The sequence below is a fragment of the Arthrobacter sp. D5-1 genome, assembly GCF_017357425.1.
GTDB lineage: Bacteria > Actinomycetota > Actinomycetes > Actinomycetales > Micrococcaceae > Arthrobacter.
The window spans coordinates 3,495,981-3,512,557 of the sequence record NZ_CP014571.1 but is presented as its reverse complement, the minus strand read 5'-3'; the positions used below and the strand labels follow the sequence as shown (position 1 = coordinate 3,512,557).

13 protein-coding genes are annotated in these 16,577 nt (G+C 63.9%); 5 read left to right on the top strand and 8 right to left on the bottom strand.

All coding sequences use genetic code 11. The features are described 5' to 3' along the window. Window positions 1-78: 78 nt before the first annotated feature. From AYX22_RS16180 to AYX22_RS16165, 4 genes are read right to left on the bottom strand one after another with little or no spacing between them, the layout of a single operon-like run. Complete coding sequence (locus AYX22_RS16180; RefSeq protein WP_207594297.1) at window positions 79-3,180, bottom strand: glycoside hydrolase family 2 TIM barrel-domain containing protein; 3,102 nt, start codon at window positions 3,178-3,180, stop codon at window positions 79-81. After that, entirely contained in the window at window positions 3,180-4,094 is a 915-nt protein-coding gene (locus AYX22_RS16175) for a carbohydrate ABC transporter permease (protein ID WP_207594296.1), read from the bottom strand. Before AYX22_RS16175 ends, AYX22_RS16180 begins: the two co-directional genes overlap by 1 nt. Then, entirely contained in the window at window positions 4,091-5,050 is a 960-nt protein-coding gene (locus AYX22_RS16170) for a sugar ABC transporter permease (RefSeq protein ID WP_207594295.1), read from the bottom strand. Before AYX22_RS16170 ends, AYX22_RS16175 begins: the two co-directional genes overlap by 4 nt. Continuing rightward, on the bottom strand, window positions 5,047-6,381 hold the full coding sequence (locus tag AYX22_RS16165; RefSeq protein ID WP_207594294.1) for an extracellular solute-binding protein: 1,335 nt from the start codon (window positions 6,379-6,381) through the stop codon (window positions 5,047-5,049). The genes AYX22_RS16170 and AYX22_RS16165 overlap by 4 nt, the downstream gene beginning before the upstream one ends. Before the next feature lie 149 nt (window positions 6,382-6,530). Between AYX22_RS16165 and AYX22_RS16160 the strand changes: the two genes are divergently transcribed. Next, window positions 6,531-7,142: a TetR/AcrR family transcriptional regulator gene (locus AYX22_RS16160; RefSeq protein ID WP_207594293.1), complete on the top strand. Its 612-nt coding sequence runs from the start codon at window positions 6,531-6,533 to the stop codon at window positions 7,140-7,142. A gap of 25 nt (window positions 7,143-7,167) precedes the next feature. Here the strand turns inward: AYX22_RS16160 and AYX22_RS16155 are convergent, their stop codons facing one another. Then, the gene (locus AYX22_RS16155) at window positions 7,168-8,343 is read right to left on the bottom strand and encodes an acyl-CoA dehydrogenase family protein (protein WP_207594292.1); all 1,176 of its coding nucleotides are present in this window, start codon (window positions 8,341-8,343) and stop codon (window positions 7,168-7,170) included. Between the two features lie 132 nt (window positions 8,344-8,475). On the opposite strand from AYX22_RS16155, the gene AYX22_RS16150 reads away from it, so the two are divergent. Then, entirely contained in the window at window positions 8,476-9,831 is a 1,356-nt protein-coding gene (locus AYX22_RS16150) for a glycosyltransferase 87 family protein (RefSeq protein ID WP_242703357.1), read from the top strand. 123 nt (window positions 9,832-9,954) lie between these two features. On the opposite strand, the gene AYX22_RS16145 is transcribed toward AYX22_RS16150, so the two are convergent. From AYX22_RS16145 to AYX22_RS16135, 3 genes are read right to left on the bottom strand one after another with little or no spacing between them, the layout of a single operon-like run. Next, the gene (locus AYX22_RS16145) at window positions 9,955-11,481 is read right to left on the bottom strand and encodes an APC family permease (protein ID WP_207594291.1); all 1,527 of its coding nucleotides are present in this window, start codon (window positions 11,479-11,481) and stop codon (window positions 9,955-9,957) included. Continuing rightward, entirely contained in the window at window positions 11,478-12,683 is a 1,206-nt protein-coding gene (locus AYX22_RS16140; protein WP_207594290.1) for a glutathionylspermidine synthase family protein, read from the bottom strand. Before AYX22_RS16140 ends, AYX22_RS16145 begins: the two co-directional genes overlap by 4 nt. A 2-nt stretch (window positions 12,684-12,685) precedes the next feature. Next, window positions 12,686-13,387 (bottom strand): Tat pathway signal protein, encoded by a 702-nt coding sequence (locus AYX22_RS16135; RefSeq protein WP_207594289.1) that lies wholly within the window; start codon window positions 13,385-13,387, stop codon window positions 12,686-12,688. Window positions 13,388-13,539: 152 nt separating this feature from the next. Between AYX22_RS16135 and AYX22_RS16130 the strand changes: the two genes are divergently transcribed. From AYX22_RS16130 to AYX22_RS16120, 3 genes are read left to right on the top strand one after another with little or no spacing between them, the layout of a single operon-like run. Beyond that, the gene (locus AYX22_RS16130; protein WP_207594288.1) at window positions 13,540-15,054 is read left to right on the top strand and encodes an ATP-binding protein; all 1,515 of its coding nucleotides are present in this window, start codon (window positions 13,540-13,542) and stop codon (window positions 15,052-15,054) included. Continuing rightward, window positions 15,051-15,725, top strand: a complete 675-nt coding sequence (locus tag AYX22_RS16125) for a response regulator (RefSeq protein ID WP_207594287.1) — start codon at window positions 15,051-15,053, stop codon at window positions 15,723-15,725. Before AYX22_RS16130 ends, AYX22_RS16125 begins: the two co-directional genes overlap by 4 nt. Before the next feature lie 31 nt (window positions 15,726-15,756). Next, a complete protein-coding gene (locus AYX22_RS16120; protein WP_207594286.1) occupies window positions 15,757-16,413 on the top strand; it encodes an MOSC domain-containing protein in 657 nt (218 codons plus the stop codon). The last annotated feature ends 164 nt before the right edge of the window (window positions 16,414-16,577 follow it).

Here is a 16,577-nt window from a genome sequence, read left to right as displayed (position 1 = left end):
GTTCCTGAAGGTTGTGGGGCCCGCTCTGCGTGCCATCCCCACCGGGAAGGACGCAGAGCGGGCCCCACAACGCTCCGTCTAGCTCGGCTTGCCTGCGTCAGTGATCCGGAACGTCAGCGTCCGCGCTTCGGGGCGCAACGCGTACTCCGGCCAAACGTCCGGCCCGCACGCCCTGGATCCGAGGCCGTGCTGGGCAGCATCGAGGTAGAGGAAGCTGCCCTTGCTTGCCGGCAACTCGTGCGGATGACCAGCTGCTGAGATCTCCTGCGCTGTGTGCCGGGAGAGAGTAAACCCGGGCAGGCGGCCACGGGAGTCCGGGGCGGCATCGAGCGTCAGCCAGGGTTGCCCGGCCTGCTGCAGGTCAAGCGAGCGTATAGCACTGCGATGTCCCGATTCCTGGGGCTTGGCGTACGGCACCGTGAGGTCATCGATGCCTGCTCCGTACCGTCCCACCAGCGTGGCGTGCATGCTGTCCGGGTAGGATTCTCGTGGTCCGGCGCCGAACCACGACGCTTGGTCCACGGACCCGGGCAGGTCGAATCGGACTCCTATCCTTGGCCAGATGATGTCCCAGCCAGTGCTTGGGACGATGTCCACACGCAGGAACAGTTCGCCACCGGAGAGCTGCCAGTTTTCCTCTACGGACACCCATTGGGCAGCATTTGCAGCGGCGTAGCGGGTTTGGACCACAACCCCGGATTCGGCGGCAGAAATTTTTTCCACGCGGGCTGTGAGCCGGTCCAGGCCTGCAGCCCGCCACACCTCTTCCATGGACGGGGCAGGGGTGCCGTTGCCGTTGTTGAGCCACGGATCGGCGTGGTCGTAGCTGCCACGGCCCGCACCGGCGTCGTTGTCCGTAGGTGCGCGCCATAACTCCAGCCGCGGTCCGGAGACCGGCAATCCGGCAAGGGAGACCAAGCGGCCGTCGGCAAAGGTGGCAGGACCCAACGAAAGTGTTCCCTTGGCAACGTCAGCCGCACGTTGGGAGGATGCTGCAGGGCGCGGGGCGCTGAGACGCGGACGGGCTTCGGTCAGTTCGAGCTGCGCCACAGAGATCACATGGCCGGCTTCAGCCCACGAGGTGTCCTTGCGGAGGACAACCTCCGCCGTCAGCCAGTGCTCGCCGGCTCCGGCCTCAAGGGTGGTGAACTCCGGCAGCCCGATCAGTGCGGTGTCGCCGGCGGCGAGTGGCCCGCCCGCTGAAGTGACGACGTCGAGCTCTCCGGAATCAACAAGTACACCGTCCACTTCGGTACGCCAGCGCAGGACGACGTCGGACGCGTCCGCCGTGTGCCGCAAATTGGCGACGGAGACGTAACGGCGCGTGCCGCCGTCGGACGCTTCCGTGGAGAAGCCCAAGCGCAGGGGAGAGACGATCTGCTTGTACTCGAAGAGGCCAGGGCTGGGCGTTGAGTCGGAGAGCACCATGCCGTCCATCACAAAGTTGGCGTCGTGCACAACCTCGCCGAAATCGCCACCGTAGGCGAAAAACTCCGTGCCCTCGGCCGTCGTGGTGCGGATGCCGTGATCCCGCCATTCCCAGACGAAGCCGCCATGCAGGCGGGGGAAACGGTCCACCAGATCCTCATACTGGTCGATCGCGCCCGGACCGTTGCCCATCGCGTGCACGTATTCGCACAGGATGAACGGCTTGCTCCGCTGCCGGGCGGACTCCGCCGCGGAGCAACCCAGCAGGAGCGAGCCGGAATTGTCGCGGCCAATCGCTTCAGTTTCGGGAACGGAGGAGTACATCCGTGAGTAGACGTCGGTGTAAGCGCCGGTGTAATCGCCTTCGTAGTGGACAGGCCGGCCGCTGTCCCGGGCATGGGTCCACGCCGACATTGCCGCCAGGTTGGAGCCCGTGCCGGATTCGTTGCCGAGGGACCACATGACGATTGAGGGGTGGTTCTTGTCCCGCTCCACCGTGCGTTCCATCCGGTCTACGTAGGCTTCGCGCCACGCGGGGTCGTCGCTGGGGTTGCCCACCCAGCCGTGCCGTTCAAAGCCGTGGGTCTCCAGATCGCATTCGAGGATCACCCAGAAACCCATCTCATCCGCGATGTCCAGCAAGCGCGGGTGTGGTGGGTAGTGGCTGGTCCGGATCGCGTTGACGTTGAACTGCTTCATCAGGGCAAGGTCGGACCGGGCGAAGTCCTCATCGAAGACCCTGCCGCGGTCCGGGTGCGTCTCGTGCCGGTTGACTCCGTGGAACACCACGCGCCGGCCGTTCACCAGGAACTGGTCACCCTTGATCTCCACGGTGCGGAAACCCAGGCGCAGCGATATGGTCTCGCCTTCGCTTGCCACGGTGGCGTTGTAGAGGCGCGGAACCTCCGCGGACCAGGGTTCGACGTCGGTGATCGCCACCGGGCCGACGTCGGCAGGGGAGTCCCAGACGACGTCGATGTCCAGTTCCGGAACTGACAGCCGAACCGGGTAGGCGGCGTTGTCCGCGGTGATTTCCGGGTCAATAACGCCTGAGCCGGCGGTGTAGGACGTCCGCAACCAGACGTCGTCGATGCCCTTCTTCGGGCGGGCCTGGAGCGTCACGTCGCGGAAGATGCCGGGCATCCACCACTGGTCCTGGTCCTCCACATAACTCGAGGCCGACCATTGATGGACTCGGACAGCAATCACGTTGCGTCCCGGGCGGAGTGCCTCGGTCACATCAAATTCCTGCGCCAGCCGGCTGCCCGTGCCAACGCCGATTTCGACCCCGTTGAGCCAGACCTTGTAGCGGGACTCGACGCCGTCGAACCTCAGCACTGTCCTCCCGGCGTCGTTCCAGTGTGCCGGGAGTTCGAATGTACGGCGGTAGTCGCCCGTAGGGTTCTCATCCGGGACGTGCGGCGCATTGGCAGGGAAGGGGAACTGGACGTTGGTGTAGATGGGGCGCCCGTAGCGGCCCTCACCCTCCAAGACCCAGTGGGCCGGAACCGGGATGGTGTCCCAGCTGGAGTCGTCCAACGCTTCATCGGCAATGGCTTCGATGTCCTCATCGGGAGGAAGGACTCCACGTCCACCCGGCGTACCGGGTGCGCCGGGAAGAAGCCGGAACCGCCACTGGCCGTTGAGGGACAGCGTGGGGGCGTCAGTGTGGAGCCAGGACCGGGCCGGGACTCTCTTGCCGGTACCGGGTCCGGTATCGGTGATGTAGTTGACGTCGGGTGACGGGGTCATTACTTAACGGCTCCTTCTGTCAGCCCGCCACGCCAGAAGCGCTGCAGGACAACCATGGCGATGCTGAGCGGAATGATGGAGAGCAGTACTCCACCGGTGGTCAGTTCGTAGAATTCGGGCAAACGGTCAACCTGGCTCAGCCAGTTGTTGAGGCCGAGCGTGATGGGGTAGAGCTCCGAGTCGGACAGCATGACCAGGGGCAGGAAGTAGTTGTTCCAAATGCCTACCAACTGGAACAGGAACACGGTGACCAGTGCCGGCGTCAGCACCTTCAGCCCAATGGTGTGGAAGATGCGGAGCTCACCGGCGCCGTCGATCCTGGCGGCCTCAATCAGCGAGCTATCCACGGTGGCCTGTGCATAGATCCTGCAAAGGAACAGGCCGAAGGGGGATACCAGCGATGGCAGCAGGACGCTCCAGTAGGTGTTCGCAAGGCCCATCTGGCTGAACAGCAGGAAGAGCGGCAGGGCGGTGGCCGTGCCGGGAACCAGTACACCGCCCAGGATCGTGCCGAACACCAGGTTCCGGCCACGGAACTGGTACTTGGCCAAGGCATAGCCTCCGGCTGCGGCAAAGTACGTGGCCAGGAGGGCGCCGACGCCCGCGTAGATCGCGGAGTTCAGGAACCACCGGCCAAAAATGCCGTTGTCGTAGCTGAGCACACGGCCCATGTTTTCCCACAGGGAGAATGTCGGGGCGAACCAGAATCCGTTGGTGGAGAAGAGATCGGCCGTGGACTTGGTGGAGGCCACGACAACCCAGTACACGGGAATCAGGAAGTACAGGGCAACCACCACCAAGAGGGCGGTGACAATGATGGTGGACGAGCGTCGTCGTCCGGCGGATCGGTCCGGGCCCGCGGGTGGTGTGCTGCGGACCGGGGCTGTGGGTTGTTTGGTTGCTGTGCCGGTCATGAGGACTTCCTGTTCGTCAGTGCGAGGAAGGCGAAGGAAAGGGCGAATGCGGCCACGGCGATGATGACCGACTGGGCTGCGGCGACGTTGTAGTCGTTGTACGCGAAGGCCGTGGTGTAGGCGCTGAGGTTGGGCGTGTATTGGCTGTCGATGGCGGGAGCGACCGTCTTAAGGACCTGTGCTTCGGCGAAGAGCTGAAGGGTTCCGATGATGGAAAACACCGTGGTGAGCATTAGGGCCGGACGAATAAGGGGCAGTTGGATGCTCCTGGCCACGCGCCAGGTGGAAGCACCGTCTACCTTGGCTGCTTCATAGAGTTCCACCGGGATGGCTTTGAGCTGCGCCACGATGATCAACATGTTGTAGCCCGTGTAGCTCCACGTGACGATGTTCGCGATGGACCAGAGCACGCTGTTGGCGCCAAGGAAATCGGGGGTGAGGCCCACCATCTTCGCGGCGTCGAACAGGGGGCTCAGGCCGGGAACGTAGAGGAAAGACCACAGGATGGTGGCGATGACGCCGGGAACGCCATAGGGCAGGAAGTAGGCGGCGCGGAAGAAGCCCGGCCACTTTGCCGAGGCTGATTCGAGCATGAGCGCCAGCACCGTGCACAGGACGATCATGACGGGCACCTGGACGACGCCGAACAGCAGCATCCTGCCGATGGACGCCACGAAGCTGCCGTCGGCCAAGGCCTGGGCGTAGTTGCTGAAACCGGCGAACTCACTCCTCACGCCGGCCTCGCCGAACAGTCCGCTGCGGGTCACTTTGGTGAAGCTGGACATGATGGCCACCACTATGGGCAGCAGGAACGTGAGGACAAAGAGGGCAAGGAAGGGTGCAAGCAGCAGCCAGGGGGCGCGTGCGGCAGCGCCGTTCCGCTTGCCGGCCTGTTTGACGGAGCGGCCAGGGGCGGCGGGGCGGCGCACTGGGGGTGCGGTGCGGGTGGTCGTCATGCCGTTTCCTTCCGGATGGTGAGGCCCTTGTTCTTGAAAACGGTGATGATTTGCTGCTCCGAAGCGGCGATGGAATCCACCAGCGACGTCCCGAAGGCCTTCTTGCGGAAACCGTCGCTGAGGATGTTGAAGGACTGTTGGGTCACCGGCCACCAGGACCAGTCCGGGTTCTGCTGTTCGGTGGTCGGGACGAAGACTTCCTGGTTGTATCGCTGGCCGCCGAAGAACGCCGACGGCTGTTGGCGGGCCGTGCCAATGAAATCGGGGTTGGGTGACCAGCCAATGCCACTGTGTTTGATTTGGGCGTCGATACCCTCTGCGGACGTGGTCAGCCACACCGCGAACTCGAGTGCTTCCTGAGGGTGCTTGCTGTTGGCAAGGACTGCGGCCGTGGAACCGCCAAGGTAGCTCGAACCGAAGCCCGTGTCACCCCACGTGGGCATCGCTGCGGCGCGCCACTTTCCTTCGGAACCGCTGACACCCTGAACCAGGGCATCGCCCCAGCTGCCGGTGATGGTCGAGGCAATCCCACCCCGGCCGGCAGCCGCAAACCAGCCGGGGGAGAAGGAGCCGTACGCTGTGGTCACGAGGTCGTCGTCGATCGCTTTGTCGAAGAAACGCGCGGTGTTCAGCGTGGCGTCGTCGGTCATGTTGATGACCCAGCCATCCTCCTCCGGGCGCAGCCACTGCGCACCGGCCTGGCCGGCGAAAGAGGCAAACGGAGAGGCGTCGCTGATGGGGAAGCAGTCCAGGTAGCTGTCCACGGAGCGAAGTTCGGCGGCCAGGGCGGCCCATTCGTCCCAGGTTTTCGGGATGCTGCCCCCCACTTTGTCCAGGATGGCCGGCTGGTAGAACATGCCCATGGGGCCCGCGTCCTGGGGGATACCGTAGACGCCTCCGGTGTAACTGACCTGCTTCCACAGGGTGGGATCGTACAGGTGGGCGTGGTCGTTGGCGCCGTAGCGCGACAGGTCCACCAGTCCATTCACCAGCATGAACTCCGGGATGGACCGGAATTCGACCTGTGCCAGGTCCGGGCCGCCTCCTGCTGCCAAGGCCGAGTAGAGCTTTTGATACCCGCCGGAGTTGCCGCCCGGAATCCACACCACGTCCACTTGGATGGTGGGGTGGGCAGCATTCCAGACGTCTGCAACGTTTTGGAAGTCCTTGAGCCAAGCCCAGTAGGTCAGCCGCACGGGCTCTCCTGCGGCGGGAATGGTGGGGGCAGCGTTAACGGACTGCATTCCTGGAGTTGCGCACCCGGTCAGCAAGCCCATGGCTGCTGTTCCCAGGCCAGCGCCCAGGAGTTGTCTTCGCGTGAATCGGGTCATAAGCCTTCACCTCTTCGTGTCAGGTTGACGATGCCGCGCTCTGGGATTTGTGGGTCCCGCCGAGGCAAGTGTGACCACGGTAACAGAAAATTCGAGTAGCCACTCGAATTTCATATGAAGGCTGTAACGCGCATGTACACTGGCTAGCCATGACCACAAAGGACGTGGGCCGCGCAGCGAGGCGGGGCCCCTACGCGAAATCCGAGGAACGCCGCCGGACCATCCTGGATGCTGCCCACGAGGTGTTTGCTGCCCACGGGTACCGTGGCGGATCGCTGCAGGATGTTGCTGACCGGGTGGGGATGAGCCAAACCAGCCTGCTGCACTATTTCCCATCCAAGCGGGATCTCCTGATGGCAGTCCTGGAGCGGCGCGACGAGATCACCGGCGACGCCTTTCCGGACGACATGGAAGAAGGCCTGGTTGACTCGGTCATCCGGACGGCGCTCTTCAACGAGAACATTCCGGGCGTGGTTGAGCTGTACATCGTTCTGTGTGCGGAATCCGTCACCGACTCGCACCCCGGGCGGGTGTACTTCACCGAACGCTTCGAACGGCTGCGTAAGAGCTACGCGCTGCGCTTCGCCGAGCTGGCAGCCGAAGGCAAGCTCAGGCCCGGCGTGGACCCTGAATTGGCTGCCATGTCCTTGGTTGCCCTGTGGGACGGGCTGCAGACGCAATGGCTGCTGGCCCCCGACGAGGTGGACGTGGTGAAGGGCCTGCGCGGCTATTTCACGCTGGTGGTCCTCCCCGAGCCCTGACCCAACTGCGACTTACTTGGGTGAGTTAGCCGCGGAAGGCCCCGATGCCCGTGATGTGCTGGCCCAGGATCAGCGTGTGGACCTCGTCCGTGCCCTCGTAGGTCCGCACGGATTCAAGGTTGTTGGCATGCCGCAGGGGTGAATAGTCCAGGGTGACGCCGTTCCCGCCCAGGATGGTGCGGGCTTCCCGGGCGATCTTGATGGCCTCGCGGACGTTGTTTAGCTTGCCCAAGGAAATCTGCTGGGGCCTAAGATGGCCGGCGTCCTTCAAACGGCCCAGGTGAAGGGCAAGCATGGTGCCCTTCTGGATCTCCACCAGCATGTTCACCAGTTTCTCCTGGGTCAATTGGTAACCGGCCAAGGGGTGGCCGAATTGGAGCCTGGTGCCCGCGTACTCCAGGGCAGCTTCGTACGAGTCGCGGGCAGCCCCCATGGCCCCCCATACGATGCCGTAACGCGCCTCGTTCAGGCACGTGAACGGTCCGCGAAGTCCAGCGGCGCCCGGGAGGATGGCCTCAGGACCCAGCCGCACGTCGTCGAACGTTACATCGCACTGAACTGAGGCACGCATGGAGAGCTTCGGCTCGATCGGCGTCGCCGTTACCCCGGCTGTTCCGGCGGGTACAAGGAAGCCCCGGATTCCATCCTCCGTGTTGGCCCACACCACCATGACATCCGCAATGGACGCGAGCCCGATCCAGCGTTTGGCGCCATCCAGGACCCAGCCATCAGCAGTTTCACGGGCGAACGTGGTCATGGATGATGGATCCGAACCCGCGCTGGGTTCCGTTAGCGCGAAGCATCCGATCAACTCGCCGGCCGCCATCCGCGGAAGCCACTGCTCCTTCTGCGCCTCGGAGCCCCAGCGGTGGATCGCCGTCATGGCGAGGGAACCCTGCACCGAGACGAACGTGCGGATCCCGGAGTCTCCGGCCTCCAATTCCATGGCTGCCAAACCATACTCGACGGCGGACCTGCCGGGACAGCCGTACCCCTCAAGATGCATCCCCAGAACCCCGAGCTCGCCCAGCTCGGGGGCGATCTCCCTCGGGAAATGAGCGTCCTCATACCAGCGTGCGATGGCGGGACGGATCCGTTGGGCCGTGAAATCACGGACTTTGTCGCGGAGAGCCAGCTCCTCCACCGTCAGCAGGGAGTCGAGGGCCAGGACGTCGGAGGTGTTCGTCGTTGAATCGCTCATTCCAGCATCCTAGGCGGCTGGCCCGCCGGCCGGGACCATGCAGCCCGCCGGCCGGGGAATCCCCTTCAGTAGTATGGAGGCGGGGGTCGCACACGTCCCCCTCTGCGATTTGGTTAACTTGGGGGATTTTGCATGGCACTGCCTGACGTCGATTTAAGGGCCGAGGCGGCGGCTGCACCACCGCGTACACCGGTACAACCACCCTCGGTGCTCCTTCGCCTGCTGCCGCTGGCCGTGGTGGCGGTTCCGGTATGGATGATGCTCGCCGACTGGGCCAAGCAAGGCCTGGACTTCAGCGTCTACTGGTTCGGCGGAAGCATCCTGAACCAGTCCGGGACGTCGCCGTCGGACCTGTACGGCCCCACTGTCGCTTCAGCCGGCGGCCCGCAGCTCCCCTTTACGTACCCGCCGTTCGCGGCCCTCGTGTTTGGTGTGTTGGCCCGATTGCCACAATCATCGGCGCTTATGTTGTTCAACGTTGCAGGCGTCGCCGTGGCGGCCTGGGTGTCTGTCACCATCGTCCGGTACTGGTCATCGAAGCCAGATCTTCGGAGTGCGCTGTCGTCCAAGAAGAACTGCTGGATAGCCGCCGCGTTGTTCCTCGGAGTCCTGTTCTTGGGGCCGTGGCGCGAAACGCTGGCGTTCGGGCAGATCAACATCATCCTCATGGGCCTGATGGTCATCGACCTCCTGGGCGGTCTGTCCAAGCGGCGGGGCTTCCGGGGCGCAGGCTTCCTGGTGGGTGTTGCGGCCGGCATCAAGCTGACGCCTTTGGTGTTTGGCCTGTACTTCCTGGTGCGCAAGGACTGGCGTGGGCTGGCGAACATGTCCATCGGCTTTGCCGGCACGGTGCTGCTTGGCTGGTTGTTGAGGCCTGCGGAGTCCTTGCAATTCTGGTTGGAAATCCTCCCCGATACGTCCAGAATCGGCGGCGCCGGCTACGTGGACAACCTCTCCATCAAGGGCGCCCTCCTGCACTTCGGCGTCCCGCACGACGCCGTAACCCTGCCCTGGATCGTCTTGAGCGTGGCCACCGTGATCCTGGCGGCTTTGCTCGTCAAGGCGGCCAGTGACCAAGGTGCACGCGTTATTGCCCTTTCGACGACGGCACTTGCCATGCTGCTCATCAGCCCGGTTTCGTGGTCCCACCACTGGGTCTGGATGGCCGTCATCCTGCCGGCGTTCGCCTGGACCATCAAGGAAACACCGGCCCGTTACCAGGCCCAACGGGTAGTGATGAGTGCCGTGCTGGCTGTTTCAACACTGGTGTTCTTTTTCTCGCCCAAGACCATCGGCACCGCCCTGGGTTCGCCTGACTTGAATGTCCAGACGCCTGGTTTATGGATTATGGCGTCCAGTGCAGGTGTTTTCTGTGCCGTGGCCATCCTCGTCTGCTGGTTCGTTGCCCTCCGGCGTCACTCAGTCCGGATTGAGGACGTTCCGGATGTGCCGACCCGCCTGCGTCAATGGGCCGCAAGGCAACGCTGAGCCTGCGTTCCTTCCCATTTGGTCCCGGCTTCCAGCCACAGAACCAAAGAAAGGGCCGGAAACACCCGTGTCGCGGGGGTTTCCGGCCCTTTCTGGAGGACTAACCGGGAACGTGCGCCAAGACTATTCGCCGCGTACCACTCCGGCCTCGGGCCGCTCACCGGTGAAGTAGCCGCGGGTGGACGGTGCGAAGCGGCACACGATGGCCAGCACAACACCAAGGGCCAGCAGCAGTACGCCGCTGACAAATGCCCCGCCGATGCCGAAGATCTGCGTGTCCCCGTACGACGGGTCCCACATCTGCACTGCCGAGATGAAGAACGCCGCCGTCAGGGACAACGCTCCGAGGAGTGGCAGGATGCCGCGGAACCACAGGTTGCGGGCAGAATCCTTCAGCGTGGAGCGGAAGAACCACACGCAGGAGAAGCCGGTCAGGGCGTAGTAGAACGCGATGAACAAGCTGATGGCGCTGATGGAATCGGACAGCAGGTTTTCGCTGAGGAAACTCATGGCTACGTAGTACACCACGGCCACCGCACCCATGACCTGGGTGGAGAAGCCCGGGGTCATGAAGCGCTCATGGACCTTGCCGAACCGGGCGGGGAGCGCACCGTGCACGCCCATGGACAGTGTTCCGCGCGCGGTGGGCAGGATGGTGGTTTGTGTGGAAGACAGGACGGACGCCAGCACAGCCACGATGATCAGCCAGCCCCAGGGACCCAGCACTACGTCCTTCATGGCCAGGAAGACGTCATCCTGGTTGGCCTCATTGCCCAGGCCGATGCCGTCAGTACCGATCGTGGCGTACATCATCACCAGCAGTGCTACGGAAACGTAGATCGCCACCAGCACGGAGGCTGAGATGACGGCCCCTCGGCCGGGGGTCTTGGCAGGGTTTTCGGTTTCCTCGTTGAGGGCCAGACACGTGTCCCAGCCCCAGTAGATGAACAACGCCAGCAGCACACCATGGACCACTGCGCCGGGGTCGGCAAATGCGCCGGCCGGGTTGAACCATTCAAAGTCGAACGCCTGTCCTTCAGGCGCTCCGCCGGCAATGCGGAAGACAATGGCCACGGCGAAGATACCCAGTGAGATGTACTGGATATAGGTCAGGGTGCGTTGGACGTGCTCGCCCAGCCGGATGCCGCGATGGTTCACATATGTCATGAATACGATGAACAACACGCCGGTGGCCGTCACCAGCCACGTGTTGTCGGCCAGGGAGCCATCGCCGATCAGGAGCCAAAGGTACTTGCCGGCAATCTGCGCCAGGTTGGCCAAAACCACGATTCCGGCGAGGGCCACGCCCCAACCGCCGAGCCAGCCGGCCCACGGGCCGAAGGCTTTGCGGGCCCAGAAGAACGTGGTGCCGCAGTCCGGCATGGCGCTGTTCAGCTCACGGAAGGCGTAGGCAATGAACAGGACCGGGAGGAAGCCGAGGATCAGGATCAGCGGCGTGTAGTTTCCGTTGACGGCAACAATGAGCCCCAGCGTGGCCGCCAGCGAATAGACGGGCGCGGTGGATGCCAGGCCCAGCATGACGGAGTCGCCAAGGTCAAGGATCCCGGCGTGAAGGCCTTTTGAGGGCACGACGGCGGTGGGGTCGCCGCCCGCTGAGCCGCCACCCGGCGTCGAGGTTTCAGTGCTCATAGTGCAGCTCCGTAGGAAGTAGCAGGGGGCGCGATGGGCGCCGGGGCGTCAATGGTATTGGGGACAAAACGGCAGAAGTAGTCCGTGATGGGGCCGTCCGATTCCCGGATGCCGCAACCGACGGATTCGCCATCCACTACCCATAGACCCAGGACAGGATGGTTGCCATCGAAGTCGGGCAGGGAGTGGTATTGCTGGAAGCACCAGCCTTCACGGCCATAGCCGCCTGGCTGCTGGATCTCAATGCCGGGGGCGTGGATGCGGATGTTGTCGCCTTCGCGTCCATGCAGCGGTTTGGCCACCCATTCCTTGAGTGGGCCGGGATCGCCGAGGTAGGCCGGCAGCAGGTTTTCGTGGTGGGGGTACAGATGCCACAGGGCCGCCAGCAGTGCTTTGTTGGAAAGCAGCATTTTCCACGCCGGCTCAACCCAGCGCGGATTGTGGGCGCGCTGCAGAAGGCGCTGCCCGAACGGCTCCTTCATCATCAGCTCCCATGGATACAACTTGAACATGGTGCTGATCATGAAGTTGTCCAGGTCCACGAACCGGTTCAGGTTGGGGTCCCAGCCGATGTCGGACATGTTGATGCCGATGGTGGTCCAGCCACCCTGGCTTGCGACATCCCGCATGTAGGCCGCCGTCATCCAGTCCTCGCCGGATTCCTCCGCTTCGGAATGGGCCACGTGGAGCGTGCTCATGCCCGTGCGGAACTGCAGCTTCTTCCACTGCCGGATCAGGGCCTCATGGATTCCGTTCCACTGGTCTTTTTCCGGGAAGACGTCCTGGAGCCAGAACCATTGGGCCACGGAGGCTTCGATCAGCCCGGTAGGGGTATCGGCGTTGTACTCCAGCATCTTGGCCGGGCCGCCCTTGCCGTCATAGATGAAGTCAAAACGGCCATAGACATCCACATCCGCGGCCAGCAGTGACTCGCCTGCCAACTCCAGGGCTTGCTGCCCAATGCCGAGATCGCCCATGGCGCCGGTGGCCAGGTACTTGGCGGCCTCCAGGCACATGATGTGCATTTCTTCCGCGGTTTTCTCGAGGGTCTCCACCTCGTCCACGGTGAATTCGTAATACGCCGATTCGTTCCAGTATTCGATTTTGCGGCCGTCGGGCATGGTGGTGGTCGAAAAAACCAGGCCCTGTTCTTCGATCTTTTGCTTCCAGTCCGGCCTGGGCTCGGAGGGCAGTCGACGCACGCCTAGCCTCCCGAGCTTCCGCCGCTTTTGGAGCTGCTGCCAAAGCCGCCGCGGCTGACCGTTCCACCCTTGGTGCTGTAGCCCGTGGAGGACTTGGCTCCTGTTGGGACGTTCTTGGTGTAGCTCGGGTAGGCGTTGCGGTTTTGCCCCACAGCAGGCACGCTGGCGCCGCGGGAGTAGAAGTACCAGGCGTAGACACCGGAGCTACGGCCGGCCGAGCTGCTGTTGTTGCACTCGTTGTCGTCAACACGCTCGCCGGTTTCCTCATTGAAACAGACCTGGGCGTAGTCAGCTTCCTGCTCGTTGCTGGCAACGATCGCGGTAATGGTTCCAGCCAACAGTGCTGTCACGCCAAGGCCGACGACGACGGTGCGGCGCTGCGACCGCTTCTTCTTCTTCGCTGCCTCGGCCTCGCCGCGTTCGCGTTCCTTGGCGAACGGATCCACCACGGGGAGGGGCTGCCCCGGTTGAGGAGCTCCGGTCGCGCTGGGAGCAGCGCCTGCAGGTGCCTTCCTGCTCTTCCGCGTCGGTTTGTCCTGTTGCGGGTTCTCCTGAACAGGAGTGAACAGCTCAGGGTGGAGTTCTGGCTTGGGCACCTGCCAAGGTGGGGGCTTGGGCGGATTGTTGCCCGCTCCGAAGTCGCTGTTGTTGTCCCTGCTGCTGCCGTTGTTGCCGGCTGCGTCAGGGCTGTCTTTCGGGCCCATGTATATCCCCCTGGATAGACCGTTGAAGTGTCCGGCGGTACACCGGACCGGAATGCTCAGAGCAAGCCTAGTCCTTGCGCGCCGTGCAGGCACGGATGACGCCGGTAAATGGGGAGAACTCCCCACCGCGGGAAGCGTGTAAGGATGTAGCCATGGCGGCACCTGAGACCTACAGCAACGGCGACGACGGCGTGCTGCTCCGGCTCCCGCCGGTTCGAGGCATCGGCCGGGGGCGTGTGGTGACAGGTTTGGTGCTGGCACTCATGCTGCCGCCCGCCGTCGAACTCTTGGTGACGTTACTGAACTTCCGTAACTTCGCCATGATCATGCTGCTGCAGTTGGCCGTGGCGGTTGCGGTCGCCGCGATCGGCGGGTTGTGGCCTGCAGTGGTGGCCGCGGTTTTGGGCAGCTTCCTGCTGAACTACTTCTCGGCCGATCCGGTTGGCTCGCTTTCCATTGCCGACCCCACCACGCTGTTCACCTTGGTGGTGTTCCTGGCAGTGGCCTGCGGTGTGGCGCTCGCGGTGGGCCTGGCCAGCAGGCGGGCCCAGGAAGCAGCACGATCCGAAGCCGAAGCCACTGCCCTGAGCGAGTTGGCTCTTCGGATCCTGAGTTCGGATGGAAGCCTGGAGACCTTCCTTGAGAAGGTCCGGAGCAACCTTGGCATGGAAGCAGTGACGTTGTTGGGCTCCGCACCCCCGGGCGCGGCAGCCACGCCCGGGGCGGCTCCCGCATCGCAGGTCCTGGCGAGCGCCGGCCCCAATCCGCCGGTGACCCATGCCGCCGCCGACCATGCCGCCGTCGTCGATCCCCAGTACACGCTGCTGCTGCGCGGCGGACCCCTGACACCGCAGCGCCAGCGGCTGCTGGCCGCCTTCGGAGCCTTTGTGGTGGCCGTGCGCGAGCGGCAACAGTTGGTGAAGAGCCGGCGGGACAATGTCCGGCTGTCCGAGGGCAACAAGATGCGGACATCCATTCTGCGCGCCGTGTCGCATGACCTGAGGACGCCGTTGGCCGGTATCAAGCTGGCTGTCAGCAGCCTGCGCCAGGAGGACGTGAGTTTTCCTCCAGAGGTGGAGCGGGAACTGCTGGAGACCATCGAGGACTATGCGGACCGCCTGGATCACTTGGTGGATAATCTCCTGGACATGTCCCGAATCACCGCAGACGCGGTCAATCCGCTGCTGACCGGGATCGGCTGGGCTGAGGTACTGCCGCAGGCCCTGCGAGGTCTTCCGCCTGAGCGCCTCCGCAACGAACTGCCACCCAACCTTCCCCCGGTGCAGGCCGATGCCGGCATGCTTGAGCGCGTGGTGGCCAATATCGTTGAGAACGCCGTGAAGTACGCACCGGAATCGGATGTGGTCCTGACAGCACGGGCTGGTGCCGGCATCACCTTGGGTGACCGGCCTGCCGGCGAACTGCGGATTGTCGATCATGGCAGGGGAGTGGGCAGTGAGGAAGTCCTCACCATGTTCCAGCCGTTCCAGCGCTTCGGTGATTCGCCGGCGCCCGGACACACTGCCGGCGGCGGGATCGGGCTGGGCCTCGCAGTGGCCAAGGGGTTCTGCGAGGCCATGGGCGGGAGACTCGCTGCGGAGCCGACGCCGGGTGGTGGCTTGACCATGGTGGTCACTTTGCCGCTGTGGACTGGTGGCGCGCAATGACGCTGGTACTTATCGTCGAGGACGAGGCCCGGATCGCCCGCGCCATGCAGGTCACGCTTCAGGCCCATGGCTACCAGGCGTTGTCGGTAGGCAACGGTGCCGATGCCCTTCAGGCCGTTGCCAAGCAGCCTGTGGAGATCGTGGTGCTGGACCTCGGGCTGCCGGATATGGACGGCGTGGAGATCATCCGCCGGATCCGCGGCTGGAGCAGCATGCCCATCATTGTGCTCTCTGCCCGGCACGCGTCGGAGGACAAGGTGGAGGCGCTCGACGCCGGTGCGGACGACTACGTGACCAAGCCCTTCGGTTTAGATGAGCTGCTTGCCCGGCTTCGGGTCGCCTCGCGCCGTGTGGTCACCGGGCATGAGGAACCAACGCTGGCCACCACCGACTTCATGGTGGACCTGGCAGGCAAGAGAATCGTGAAGGACGGGGCTGAGGTCAGGCTGACGCCTACGGAGTGGAACATCCTGGAGCTGCTGGTCCGTAATAAGGGGAAGCTGGTGAGCCAGCAGCAGATCCTCACCCAGGTGTGGGGGCAGGCCTACGCCAAGGAAACCCAATACTTGCGCGTGTACATCGCCCAGCTGCGCCGGAAGTTGGAGCGGGATCCGGCAGAGCCCCGCCATCTGCACACGGAAGCGGGCATGGGCTACCGTTTTGATCCTTAACCCCGCCCCGGACCGTCCGTAGACTGATCCCATGAACACTGCTTCCCTCCTGGCCGTCTGCCGTGTCCACCAGCTGTTGCCCGACTCCGGCAGTGTGGGAGTCACAGCCTTGGACAAGCGCCCCGTCGAAGGACCCGTCAAGGTTCATAAACTGGGCGTCCACGGGGATGTGCAGGCGAACCGCATCGACCATGGTGGAGAAGACCAAGCGCTGTATGCCTATTCGCAGGCGGATGCCGATTACTGGGCGGGCGAGCTTCAACGGGAGGTGCCGGCCGGTCTCTTCGGCGAGAACCTGCGGGTGGCCGGCATCGAAACCACCGGTGCCGTCATCGGGGAACGGTGGCGGATCGGCTTGGAAGTGGAGGTCGAAGTGACGTCCCCGCGGGTTCCTTGCGCTACGTTCCAGCGGGTTCTGGACGAGCCGCAGTGGGTGAAGCGGTTCACGCAGGCCGGACGTGTGGGCACGTACCTCCGGGTGATCAAGACAGGGACCTTGTCCGCAGGCGACCATATTCACCGGACGTTCGTCCCGAAGCATGGCATCACGGTGGGCCAGTGGTTCAGCGAGCCGACGCCGGACCTTGTCCAGGCGTTGCTCGATGCGCAGGCCGACGGGGAGATCCGGCTCCAGGACGACTACCACTCCACGTTCGATAAAGTCCTGCGCCGTCACGGCCTTCAGTAGTTGCGAAGCGGCGCTGACAGCAAGGGTGTGAACAAGCTCACCGCCCTTCCTTGAGGCTTAAGTCGCGGTGAGGCCACCCCGTGCCCTACACTTGAAATATCCCCCACTCCGGAAATCCCTTTATCCTGCCCAATTCTTGAGGCAGGACTGGTAAGTGTTGGGGC